The organism is Achromobacter sp. ACM03, from assembly GCF_014851665.1.
Classification (GTDB): Bacteria; Pseudomonadota; Gammaproteobacteria; order Burkholderiales; family Burkholderiaceae_B; genus Achromobacter; species Achromobacter aegrifaciens.
The window spans coordinates 989,545-1,001,791 of sequence record NZ_JACVAD010000002.1 but is presented as its reverse complement, the minus strand read 5'-3'; the positions used below and the strand labels follow the sequence as shown (position 1 = coordinate 1,001,791).

Below are 12,247 nucleotides of genomic sequence, written 5' to 3'. Positions count from 1 at the left end.
ATGCAGCTGACTCTGATGCTCGCCGCCGCAGCGGTTCATGGCGGCGTGCGTGCACAGGCCGCGCCTGAGACGGCCGTGGGATTGGCGGCCATCGACGTCTATCTGAACGTCAGCATCGGCGGCCAGCCCAGCCATCGGATCGCGCGATTCGAAGACGAGCATGGCCGCCTGTCGGCTCGCGGCGCGGACTTGCGCAGCCTGGGGATCGATACCCATGCCTTGGGAATAGCAGACGATGCACGGATTCCCCTGGAAGAGATCCCCGGCCTGAAGTACCGCTACGACGCGGCCGCGCAAGACGTCGATCTCGACCTGCCGGACCGGTACCGCATCGCGAACCGTATCGATGCGCGGGGCTTGAATCCCGTCGCAGCGGCCACGGCGGATCGCGGCCTGCTCATCAATTACGATCTTTATGCACGCACCGACCGCGACAATCCGCTGGCGATCTGGAGCGAACAACGCTATTTCGACCAATATGGGGTCCTCAGCAATACAGGCACGGCTTACCTGTATCGCGACCTGCGGCGCTATGTCCGCTTCGACTCCAGCTGGACCCACTCCGACCCCGCCACATTGACGGCCACCCAGGTGGGCGACACGATTTCCGGATCGCTGGCCTGGTCGCGCTCCATACGCATGGGCGGCCTGCAATGGCGGCGCAATTTCTCATTGCGGCCCGACCTGGTCACGTTCCCCATGCCGGACTTCGCCGGCAGCGCCGTGGTGCCGTCCTCCGTCGATGTCTATATCAACAACATCCGCCGCTATTCGGGCGACGTCCCCAGCGGCCCCTTCGTGGTCGACAACGTCGCGGGCATCACGGGTTTCGGGCAGGCAAACGTCATCACGCGCGACGCCCTGGGCCGGCCCGTGTCGCAGTCGGTGCCCATCTACATCGATACGCGGCTGCTGGCGCAAGGCATGTCCAGCTATTCGGTCGAAGCGGGCTTTCTGCGCCGCGCGTATGGCTGGCGCTCGTTCGACTACAAGGACGATCCCGCCCTCAGCGGCACCTGGCAATACGGCGTCTCGAATGCACTGACCGTTGAAGCGCATGGCGAAGCCAGCGCCGGCCTGTACAACGCGGGGGCCGGCATGCTGGCCAAGCTGGGCATGGCGGGCGTCGTCAACGCGTCGCTGGCCGGCAGCCTGGGCAGGAACAGCGGCCTGCAGGTGGGCCTGGGCTATCAGTACGTGGACGAGCGCTACTCCATCGACATACAGAGCCTGCGCGCGATTTCCGACTACGCCGATCTGGCGGCCAACGACGGCATCCCCGTATCGCGCGCCAGCGACAGGGCGACGCTGGCCGTGCCCCTGGGTGGCGGGCAGACCGTATCGCTGAGCTATATCGGCCAACGCTATCCGGGCGTCGACGCCGCCCACATCGGTTCAGTGGCCTACACCACGCGGCTGGGCAACCGCGCCACGTTGAGCGTGAGCGCCTACCAGGACTTCAACGACAGCGACAGCCGCGGCGCGTTCCTCAGCCTGGGCATCACCCTGGGCGAAACCTCGTTCAATGCCATGGCCGGACGCCAGGACGGCGGCTCATACACCAACGCCAGCGCAATCCGCAGCCCCGATTACGGCGGCGGATTCGGCTGGGGCGTGCAGGCCGGCACCTACGAGGCGGGCCGCTACGAGCAAGGCTGGGGCCGCTACCTGGGACGCTACGGCGAGATCACGCTGGGCGCGCAGCGCTACGACGGACGCACCACGGGAGAGCTCGACGTGAATGGCGCCTTCGTGTTCATGGATGGCGCGGCGCAAGCGTCCCGGCGCATCGACGACGGCTTCGCGCTGGTCTCCACCGGCGAACCCGGCCTGCCCATCCTGCATCAGAACCGGGTCATCGGCCATACGGGCTCGAACGGCCGCCTGGTGGTGCCGGACCTGAACAGCTACCAGACCAACACGCTGGAACTCGACGGCATGGACCTGCCACCCAACGCGCAGGTGTCGGCCTATGCGCTCGACGTCGTGCCCCAGTCCCGATCCGGCGTGCTGGCGGAGTTCGGCATCACCCACGAGGCCGCGGCCACCGTCGATCTCGTGGACGGCAACGGCAAGCCGCTGCCGGTGGGCGCGCGGGTCGTGCACAGGGAGAGCGGGTCCGAGGGCGTGGTGGGCTACGGCAGCCAGACCTTCGTGCGCAACCTGGGCAAGCGCAATCATCTGGACGTCCAAGGTCCCGATCTTGCCTGCACGGCGCGGTTCGACTTCCAGGCCCCCGCCGACGGCAGCCTGCCGCGCCTGGGGCCGGTGGCATGCGTGGAGGCCCGGCCATGAAAACACTGATGGCCGCATTGCTGCTGGCGGCCCTGTGGCTGGGCGGGAACGGCGCGCATGCGCAAACTTGCACCGTGTCCATGACACCCATCACGTTTCCGAACTTCAATCCGGTGCTCGGCGCATCGGTAACGCAGACCGGCACGCTGACGGCGACCTGCACCTGGGGCCTGCTTACCCCGGGATATGCCCGCGTGTGCGTGAATCTGGGCATCGGCGGCGGATCGACCGTGCAAGACCCGCGGCAGATGGCCAATGGCGTCAATCGCCTGCAATACCGGCTATCGCCGAACTCCTCCATGAGCCCGCTGTGGGGCTCGGCCGCCAACGGATCCACGCCCGTCATCATCGACCTCACCCAGCCCCTGCTAGGCAGCCAGGCCACCGTCAACCAGCCCATTACCGGGCAGATCCTGTCAGGCCAATACACGGTACCCACAGCCAACAACGCCACGACCGCGTACTCGGAAACTTTCACCGGCGTGGCAACCTTCGACTACGGATTCTCCATCCTGGTCCGGCCCGCCTGCTCGTCGCTGACCACTCGCGGCAGCTATAACTTCACGGTACGCGCCAACGTGACCAACAACTGCACCATTTCCGCCTCCCCGTTGAACTTCGGGTCGATGGCTGACTTTCGCTCGGCGCGCCTGGCCAATACGACGCTGGCGGTGCGCTGCACGAACAACGACGCCTACCGAATACGCCTGAATGGCGGCCAGAACGGCACCGTAAGCCAGCGCTACCTGCGAGACGCCACCGGCACGCGGCTGGTAAGGTATGACCTGCACACGTCGGCGGACCGCACGATCCCCTGGGGCGACGGCACCGCGGGCACCGCCTTCGTCACCGGCACGGGAACCGGCAACATCCAGCAGGTGCAAGTCTATGGACGGGTGCCCGCGCAGACGGCGCCACCCCCCGGGCAATACAGCGACGTGGTGACCGCGACCATCGAATTCTGAGGGTCAGAACACCACTGTCCAGTATTGGTCGCCCCCCGTGCGCTGCGCATGCCAGGGAGTTCCCTGGGAACATCGCACCGCGGGACGAGCCGGTCCCTGGCTGACCGTGCAGAGACTGGGAACCGTGAAGCGCACGAGCATCGGCGCAAGCGGCGCGGACTTTGCCTGCTGGGCCGCCAGCCCGATGCTGCCTGCAAGCAAGAGTCCCAACGCCGGGAAGACAAATTTGGAGGTCATGAAAAAGCTCCAGACCAGAGTTGAGCCATCTGCACTAACGGCGACGCGCCGGATTTCTTAAGCGCGGCACGACTTCGCCCCCAATTTTTTGCCCAGATCGCACAGGAGATTCACTAGTGGTTAGATCCGCAACGACAGCATCGGTTCATTTCCCGCCTGCCGTCCTGGCAGCCCCATTGCGGCGGCGCCGACGGCCCAGGCCCTGGCTGGCGGCCCTGCTGCTGGCGACAATGCTGTGTTGCCTTGCCCTTTCCTGGCAAGCCCAGGCCGCGGGGCTGCTACAGCCGCAAGCCGCGGCGGCGTCTTCCTCGGCGCTGACTCCGGCGGCCCTGGCGGACTTGCTGGAGAATCCCGAAGCGCGCAAGGCGCTGGTGGATGAGTTGCGCGCGCAGGCCACCGGCGCAAAGCCTGCCGCTTCCCGTCCCGCAGGCGCGGCCCCTGCGTCCGCGCAGCCCGCCGAACCCGGGTTGCAGGAACGCATGGCCGACAACGTCCAGCGCTTCCTGACCGGCCTTGCGACCGACATGGGGCAGGGCGTGGAAGACATGCGCGCACTGGCCTCGGGCAGCAGCCTGCGCATGGACGGCGACGCCGCGGGCCATGCCCTGAAGCCTCTCGCCCTGGCCGCGGCCGCCACCATCCTCGCCTTCATCCTGCTGCGGATGATCGCCATGTACGTCTACGGACGCATCGACCGCTGGGTCGCCGAACAGCGCCACGCTCCCGAAGCGCCGCCCAAACGCGGCGCGCCTGCCTCCATGCGGGTGCTGTACCGGCGCGCCGGAGCCATCGTGGGCGCGCTGGCCATCGATGCCGGCGTGGTGGTGCTTGCCGCCATGGCAGGCGGCGCCGCAGCCCTGTGGAGCACGCCTGGCCGCGGCACGCTGGACACGCTGGCCGCGGTATTCCTGCGCGCCTTCGTCTCGGTGGAAATCGTCAAGGTGCTGGTCCGCACGGTGTTCGCCGTCAAGCATCCGCACCTGCGCCTCTTGCCCATGACGGATGACAACGCCAGGTACTGGAATGCGTGGCTGCTGCGCATCGCCACCGCGGCCGGCTACGGCACGCTGCTGATCGATCCCGTGGTCTCGGCCTCGCTGTCGCCCGCGCTGGGGCGGCTGGCCAACCTGCTGATCATGCTGGCCGTGTACGTGTATGCGGTGCGCGTCATCTGGCGCAACCGCCAGACCGTGCGCGGGCACCTCGACCGGCGCGCCGCCAGCGCGACGACGTTCATGGGCTCGCGGCTGCACATTCTGGCGCGCGTGTGGCATGTGCTGGGCATAGGCTACTTCACCATCCTGCTGGTCGTCAGCCAGGTAGACCCGACCAACGCCCTGCCCTTCATGGCCCGCGCCACCGCGCAGACCCTGCTGGTCATCGGCGTGGGCAGCCTGCTGATCCTGCTGCTGAACACCGTGCTGGCCAAACCCATCAGACTGCCGGACGACCTGCGCAAGCGCCTGCCGCTGCTGGAGGCGCGCGTCAACGCCTATGTGCCCGCCACCTTGAAGCTGGTCGGCCTGATCATTCGCATCGTGCTGGTGCTGCTGGTCCTGGACGCGTGGCGCGCTTTCGACCTGTCGCGCTGGCTGGCCTCGGATGCCGGCGGCGCCGCCATCCGGATGACGGTGAACATCGTCATCGTGCTGCTGATCGCGGCGCTGGCCTGGACCGTGATCGCCAGCATCATCGAGCATCGCCTCAGCCAGAGCGAAGGTCGCGGCATGCCCAGCGCGCGCGAGCGCACCCTGCTGGCGCTGTTCCGCAACGCGGCGCTGATCGTCATCGTGACGATGACGTTGATGGTGCTGCTGTCGCAGATCGGCATCGACGTCGGACCGCTGATCGCCGGCGCCGGCGTGGTCGGCCTGGCCATCGGTTTCGGCGCGCAGAAGCTGGTCCAGGACATCATCACGGGCGTCTTCATCCAGCTTGAAAACGGCATGAACGAGAACGACGTGGTGCAGGTCGCGGGCGTATTCGGCACGGTGGAGAAGATGACGATACGCTCGGTGGGCATCCGCACGCTGGACGGGGGCTACCATCTGGTGCCATTCTCGTCCGTGGACGTCGTCGCCAACCACATGCGGGACTTCTCGTACCACCTGGGCGAATACACCATCGCGCATCGCGAGAGCGTGGACGACGCCATCGTGCATCTGCGCGCGGCCTTCGCCGAGCTGATGACCGACACGGTGCTTGGGCCCGAGATCCTGGAAGACATCACGGTCGCCGGGGTCACCGCGGTCAACGAGAAGGGCGTGACCATCCGGATCCTGATCAAGACCACGCCGGGCATGCAGTGGGCCGTGCAGCGCGGCTACAACCGCCTGCTGAAGAAGCACTTCGACGCCGCCGGCATCGAACTGCCCTACCCGCACACCGTGGTGTACTTCGGCCAGGACAAGCGGGGCTATGCGCCGCCGGCGAATGTCTTCGTGCAAGCCGAGCGGCCCGACGAAGGCGAGGACGCCCGCGCCGCCGGCCACACCCGGCGCCCGCTGGAACCCGCGCCGCGTGGCGAGGACTCGGCCGAGGTGCTGGGCAACGAGCTGGAGGCGCGCGAGGAAGGCGAAGCGCCGCGCACGTAGCCATACGCCAAGAGCATCCATGGGCCCGGCCAGGCAAGGAGCGTCCGCCCCTTGTCGCGGGCGCGCTTACGCATTGACCGCGACGTCATATTTTGATAATTTCTTAACAAATTATGTCATCGCCGAATTGCCCTGCGCAGGGTGCTCCGCGGCGCTCCGGAGCCAGCACCGCCCCCGCCGGCAGCTGGCCACCCTACCCGGAGATTCCCATGACGGCTGTGCTGATGGTCGACGACCACGCAATGTTTCGCGAGGGTCTGCAACTGACCATTGCACGGCTGGCGCCCTCCCTTGAAATCTGCCTGGCATCGAACGGCAACGAGGCCATCTCGATGCTTGCAGCCCGTGCGGATATCAGTTGCGTGATCATGGATTACTACCTGCCGGACATCGGCGGCAGCGCGCTGCTCAAGCGCCTGCGCCAATTGCGCCCCGGCATACGCATCCTGGTGATGTCCGCCTCCGAAGACCAGAACGACCGCGACCGCGCGCTGATGGCAGGCGCGCGCGGCTTCCTGCACAAGTCCGCAAGCAGCCAGATGCTGCTCGCAGCGCTGGAGGAAATGCAATCGCCGCAAGGAACAGGCGCGCAGCCGCCCACCGCCGCGGCCATACCGTGCGCGGCCATGACCGATGAAATTGCCTTGCTCAGCGAATTGACTCCCAGGCAAAGCGACGTGCTGCGCCTGATATGCGCCGGCATAGGCAACCGCGAGATTGCGCTGCAACTGGACGTGGCCGAGAAAACGGTCAAAACTCACATCACCGCCATCCTGTCTGCGCTCGGCGTGCAAAACCGCACGCAGGCCACACTATTGGCGCGCCGGGGCGGCTTGCTGGGCAAACCCAAGTAACCGTTCCGCTATTCGTTCAACAGCGACAGGTACCGCGCCATTCCCCCCTCTTCCTGCGCGACTTCCTGCATCAGGTCCGCCAATGACATGCCGCCCCAGGCCACTGCCTTTCGCAACAGGTAGGGCGTGGGGCTGTGCGGTTCGATCGCCGCCAGGTAATCGGCGATGCGCGATAGCTGGCGGTAGGCTTGCGCGCGATTGGTCAGCGGACCCAACGACGCCACGACACCGGCGTCCACAGGATCATGAATGGCCGCGGCCTCCTGATCCGCATGCGCCCGGCCGGGCATTGTCAGCGCCGGCGCTTTCCTGGCATCGCCGGCGATGGTTTCGCCCTTTCCCCCTGACCGGATGCTGTGTTCGGCCAGCAGGCCGCCGGCCACGCGCGCCAGCCGGGCCAATACATCGGGAGTACGCCGCAGCCCCGGCGCGTCGCGCCCCAGCCGTTCGTCCAATCTGCGTTCCAGCCCTTCCCATGCGGCTGCGGCCGCGTCGACGAACCTCACCATGGACTGAAGTCCCGCACGGTTGGCCGGTAGCGCCGCATACGGCATCAAGGCATCCCGGCTGAGCGCAGGCTCGGCAGGTTCAGATTCAGATTCCGCATCCGTTTCGATGCTGGAAATCGCACGGGACGTATTGCAGGCGCGCTCCCAATCGTAGAGATTGATCTCGGGCGGCTCCCTGTCTTCGGCGCGCAGCAACGGCAGATGCAGCGTGCAGGCCAGCGACAGGGTGGTGTCCAGCCAGATGAACGGCGCACAACGCGCGTCGGCCGCGTCTTCGTCTTCCATCCGCGGCCAGGCGGTTTCCCAATAACGCTGCAGCAGGCCGTCCAGCACACGGATCCCCGCCGCCAGGCCTTCCAGGCCATGCAAGCGCGTCCAGGCTTCGCATAACCATGCCGCCACCTGCAGGTCCTTGCCCTGCGTTGCCAGAGCCTCCTGGCACAACGCGGCAACCAGCGGCCAATCCGCTTTTTGCAACGGACGGTCCCAGTCGCCCATCGGCAGACTGGCGTCGTCATGCCGGCGCGCATCCTGGATCTGCTGGTACACGGGTGCATAGCGCAGCGCGGCACCCGCGCCGCCTTCCAGCGGCAACGGCGCCAGCAGGGCTTCCAGTACCGCCCCCTCCAGCGGCATTGCTTCGTGCTTGCTCATTGCGCGCTCCATTCCGGCGCGCGCGCCGGAAAACTGTTCGGCCATTGCAGCGGTGTCTTCCTGCCTGCCGGCATCAGGGCGATGCGCAGGAACACCCGCCCCTCTTCCAGGTCCGGCACCCGCGCCATTCCAGCCGCGTTGGCCATTCCCAATGGAAAGTCGAAGCGCAGCAGCGGGCCTGCTCCGCGTGGCCCGGCGTCGGCGGCCTGGTGGCGCTGCATCATGGAGATCAAGGCCCAAGGATCGCTGAATTGCCACGTCAGGATTCGCCCGTCGGTCGTCAGGGCGGGCTGCCGCGGGTCCGCCATCGCGATCAGCGGCGAATCCTTGGCGAACCGCAGCGTCAGCGTGACCGGCGTGCCGTAATTCCAGTGCAGGGTCCTGGACGCGTCGCCCAGAGCCAGGCTCTGCCCCCCTATGTTCAGCGTCCAGTCGATCAATTGGTTGGCGGCCAATTCATCGCTGCGGTTGGCCCGGAACTCCACATTCAGGTCATAGCCGGCCACCCCGGCATCCTCGGACGGGTACAAGGGCGCGAACAGGGCGCGGACCTGCGCGAAATTGTCGATGAACCTCATGACCGATCCGGATGGAGTCGCGCCCCTGGCTTCGCCGTCCGCATCCCGGTATGTTCCGGCCACTCCGTCATAACGCTTCAAGGTCTGGCCAAGTTGCCCGTAATCCGCCGACGCCAGCCCCGCGGAGCCTTGTGCGGCAATGGCTCCCACGCTGGCATACCGCGCAACCGCACCCACCTCGCCCGGATTGAACGGCGCGCGGCCCGCCACCAGCACGTTGAAGGTCGCGGAGAAATCCTCCCACTGCTGGCGCAGGTCGGACACATACCGTTGATTGCAACGCCCCTGCAGCGCGCTGTACAGACGTGCATACACGGCGCCGAAGTAATCGTCGCCGCCGGCCGGCGGCGGACCCGCGGGGCGCGCCCTGCAGCCGCCCGAAGCCGGGTCCGCCACTGCCTGCACGAACTGTTCCAGGCGCAGCAAGCTGCTGTTTGGATTGCGCAACCGATACCGCTCCAGATCCTGATTGATGGCGCGCCACCGTTGAGCCAGCGGCGAGGCCGCGCTGATGGGATCCAGCGCCACCAGGTACACCCCGGCCTCGGCGCCCAAGGTCAGGGCGCGCGCCGACTGATGGTCCAGATAGGGTCCGAGGCCGGCGGCGTCAGCGACGCCGAACATCGCCAGCACGGAAGTGCGCACGGCCGGCGCGGCGGCTTCCGCATCGAACCGGGTCGCGTACAGCTCCGAACGCTGCAGGCGCCGATCCACCTGGCGCAAATGCTCCATCGCGTCGCGGGACACCAGGGCATCCAGCGTGTCCGACTGCCGCGTCGCGCCCAACTCGGCCAACAAGGCGCGGATCCGCAGCAAGCGATTGCGCGCCGCCGTGAAAGCAGCGCTGTCTTCTCCCGCATCGGCCTGCGCCGGCGTGGCCGCTGCCATGGTCTGGTCGAACACCAGCCTGCCGAACTGCACGTCCAGCGTCCGTTCCACCACCGGTGACAAGGTGGGCGGCACGCTCTTCATCCCGTCCGCGAGAAAGCGCTTGCGCACCTCGCCCAACGCCAGGGCCTGATCCAGCTGCACGCGGTTCCAGACGATGACCGCGCCGCCGTCCAGAACGGGCGGCTGCAGGTCGCGTGGCGGGGCCATGAAAGGCTGCGCCAGCAGGCCCGCGAACGCGTCGCGCAACGCCAACCGGGAAGGAGACAACACATAGCGCGCCTCCTTGTCCTGCCACAGCAGGCCGCTGTCCGGCCCGTCCAGACGCAGTGCTCTTTCGCTCTTGAATCCCTCGAAGTCCGCGCGGTCGCGCTCGCGCGCCGCCGCTGCGGCCTCCGGCCCCAGCAGACGGTTCTGGGCAGCGCGAGCCATCGCGCGGTCATAGGCGGCGCCTGGCGTGAACGCGGCCTGACGCATCCATCCTCCCTTGCCGGCCGCCAGCAGATCCTGTTGAGCGGTGATCGCGGTAACCAGCCTGCGATAGCTGCCGCTCACCTGCGCCGCGTCTTCCGCGTTCATGGCGGCATCCGTGATCTGGCGCGTGGACTGAGCCACGGCGCGCTCCGTGAGCAGCAGCGGATTATTCGCAAAGAGGCGCCGGTTCAGCTGCGCCGACGCCTTCTCGAACGCGCAGCCGAATGCCTGCTGCAAGCTGGCCAAGCCCTGCTCTGCCGTCGGCGTCATGCCGTAGAGCACGTTTCGATCGTGGCCGCGGCTGAAGTACGGAAGCACGTTACCCAGATCGCCTTGCAGATCGGCGCCTAGCGCGTAGCGGACCACCTGCCGCAGCGCGTCGGCGTTGCCGCCGCCCGGCTGGCGCAGATGCTGAAACGCCCGCAGCGCCGCATCGAACTGGTCGGCGCCCGCCACGTACCGTTGCAATGCACGCAGTTCGGGCTGTTCATCGATGCTCAGACTGCCGGCGCTGCTTTCATCGCCCTCCAGACTGGCGGACGGAGCGCATATGCCGTCCGACGCCAGCAAGCCGCTCACCGGGTCCAGTCCTACCCCCGTCAGCTGCGACGCGCGCGCGGCCAGCTCACGCTGGATAGCCGTCACGGCAATTTCGCCGAACTCTCGGGCAAAGCGCGCACGCACGCGGGGAGTCAGATCGTCGATGCGCGACCAGGATCCCGGCATGAAGACGGTCCACCCGGAATCCACCTGCAGCCCCTGATCCAGCGTCAGCAAGGCCAGGGCGCGCCGCCGGTACCATTCCGCCGGCAGCTCCTGGCCCTGTTGCAACGCCACGGCGCGCTCGCGCGCATCGCGCCGGGTATCTTCCAGCGCTGCGACCAGAGGCGCGTTGTGCCGTCCCAGTTCTACCGTGGCGATGATCAATCCCCCGCCCCACACCCCGAGCAAGGCGATGCCGCCCCAACGTACCGCCCGGTGCAGCACGGGCCGGGTCAGATGTTGCGAGCGCGAAGGCCGGGTCAGTCCGTACTCCTGGAAGATCTTGCGTTCGAAAAGGTCCCGCAGGAAGGCCGGTTGGCGCAACAGGTCCGCCAGCGCCGGATTCGCGGCCTCACGGCCGTCGCCCAGGTACGGTTCGGCGTCACCGGCATCCACTCGCGGCCCGGACTCGGCTTGCCGCCCGATCGTGCGCGCCGCCAGCTCTCCGCTGTCTCCGGTCAGATAAATGCCGCGAAAGAAAAAAGGCTCGTGATAAGCGCTGGGCCGCAACAGCTCGTCCACGTATAGCTGCAGCTGCGCCTGCATAGCCTGGATGCGCGCCGGCAGCAGCAGGAAGCCGCGCGCGTCCGCGACGCCCGCGTCGACCGCGAACAGTTCCGCGCTGGCGTCCGACACGGCGCCAGTGATGGAGCGCATCGCCGTCTCCACCCAATCCGATTGATATGTGGTGGACAGGTCGTAGGGGGAAGACCAGCCCAGCATGCTGGCCCGCAGCGGTTCCGGCAAAGCTCCCGCGAACTCGCTGAAGCCCTCCAGGGCTTCGCAGTCCGTCACCACCACATAAACGGCAAACCGCATGGCGAACCGGTTCTGCGCCAACCACAGCCGCCGATGCGCCAGCTTGGCCCGCCGGGCAAGTTCCAGCTGGGAGTCCGTATCGGCGGAGAGCAGCATGCCAGCAGGCACCGTGATCACCACCGAATCAAAGGGCCGCTGCGGACGATAATTCCGGCACAAACCCAGGAATTCGTCCCAGGGCTTTTCGTTGCTGTCCTGCCCCGGCGCGTCCAGATAGGCCGCCTTGATATCAATGACAATGCCGCGGTCGAAGAAATTCCATGAAATCCCCTGCGTCGACGTCGGCCCCGCGGCTTCCGAGCCCAGCACGCTGGGTACGCCCGCCTGGGCTATCGGCAGTCCGCCGCTGCCGTCGCCCTCGTTGAGCACCATGATCCACGGTATGCGGTAGCGTTCGCCGCGCGCGGCGATGTTGGCCTCGATCAGCTCGACCGCCTGACGGAAGGCATTGCGCAAGGAATCGGAGCGCAGCCGCACGACCTTGCGGTCCTGCTCGGGTTTCTTATGGGCGCCATGCCTGGCGAAGTACAGGACTATGCCCAGCACGGCAAACACAACCAGGGTCAGCACGACGACCGACAACAGGAACAGATTGCTCGTCAGCATGGCAAGGCTCCC

Annotated in this window: 7 protein-coding genes; 4 read left to right on the top strand and 3 right to left on the bottom strand. The window is 67.1% G+C overall.

The features are described from left to right. The first annotated feature begins 15 nt into the window (after positions 1-15). Both IB257_RS12775 and IB257_RS12770 read left to right on the top strand, forming a co-directional pair. Positions 16-2,295 (top strand): fimbria/pilus outer membrane usher protein, encoded by a 2,280-nt coding sequence (locus tag IB257_RS12775; RefSeq protein ID WP_192492545.1) that lies wholly within the window; start codon positions 16-18, stop codon positions 2,293-2,295. After that, the gene (locus IB257_RS12770) at positions 2,292-3,260 is read left to right on the top strand and encodes a spore coat U domain-containing protein (protein ID WP_158598584.1); all 969 of its coding nucleotides are present in this window, start codon (positions 2,292-2,294) and stop codon (positions 3,258-3,260) included. The genes IB257_RS12775 and IB257_RS12770 overlap by 4 nt, the downstream gene beginning before the upstream one ends. Positions 3,261-3,263: 3 nt before the next feature. On the opposite strand, the gene IB257_RS12765 is transcribed toward IB257_RS12770, so the two are convergent. Then, positions 3,264-3,497: a hypothetical protein gene (locus IB257_RS12765; protein WP_192492381.1), complete on the bottom strand. Its 234-nt coding sequence runs from the start codon at positions 3,495-3,497 to the stop codon at positions 3,264-3,266. Between the two features lie 230 nt (positions 3,498-3,727). Between IB257_RS12765 and IB257_RS12760 the strand changes: the two genes are divergently transcribed. Continuing rightward, a complete protein-coding gene (locus tag IB257_RS12760) occupies positions 3,728-6,091 on the top strand; it encodes a mechanosensitive ion channel domain-containing protein (protein WP_192352742.1) in 2,364 nt (787 codons plus the stop codon). 209 nt (positions 6,092-6,300) lie between these two features. Beyond that, positions 6,301-6,945, top strand: a complete 645-nt coding sequence (locus IB257_RS12755; RefSeq protein WP_054451868.1) for a response regulator transcription factor — start codon at positions 6,301-6,303, stop codon at positions 6,943-6,945. Positions 6,946-6,953: 8 nt separating this feature from the next. Here the strand turns inward: IB257_RS12755 and tssA are convergent, their stop codons facing one another. After that, a complete protein-coding gene (gene tssA / locus IB257_RS12750; RefSeq protein ID WP_225588893.1) occupies positions 6,954-8,108 on the bottom strand; it encodes a type VI secretion system protein TssA in 1,155 nt (384 codons plus the stop codon). After that, complete coding sequence (locus tag IB257_RS12745) at positions 8,105-12,235, bottom strand: type VI secretion system protein (RefSeq protein ID WP_192492380.1); 4,131 nt, start codon at positions 12,233-12,235, stop codon at positions 8,105-8,107. The genes tssA and IB257_RS12745 overlap by 4 nt, the downstream gene beginning before the upstream one ends. Positions 12,236-12,247: the final 12 nt, after the last annotated feature.

Bases quoted from the DNA above. Each gene is read 5' to 3' on its own strand.
- IB257_RS12775 (WP_192492545.1), top strand. From the start codon at position 16: ATGCTCGCCGCCGCAGCGGTTCATGGCGGCGTGCGTGCACAGGCCGCG.
- IB257_RS12770 (WP_158598584.1), top strand. From the start codon at position 2,292: ATGAAAACACTGATGGCCGCATTGCTGCTGGCGGCCCTGTGGCTGGGC.
- IB257_RS12765 (WP_192492381.1), bottom strand. From the start codon at position 3,497: ATGACCTCCAAATTTGTCTTCCCGGCGTTGGGACTCTTGCTTGCAGGC.
- IB257_RS12760 (WP_192352742.1), top strand. From the start codon at position 3,728: ATGCTGTGTTGCCTTGCCCTTTCCTGGCAAGCCCAGGCCGCGGGGCTG.
- IB257_RS12755 (WP_054451868.1), top strand. From the start codon at position 6,301: ATGACGGCTGTGCTGATGGTCGACGACCACGCAATGTTTCGCGAGGGT.
- tssA (WP_225588893.1), bottom strand. From the start codon at position 8,108: ATGAGCAAGCACGAAGCAATGCCGCTGGAGGGGGCGGTACTGGAAGCC.
- IB257_RS12745 (WP_192492380.1), bottom strand. From the start codon at position 12,235: ATGCTGACGAGCAATCTGTTCCTGTTGTCGGTCGTCGTGCTGACCCTG.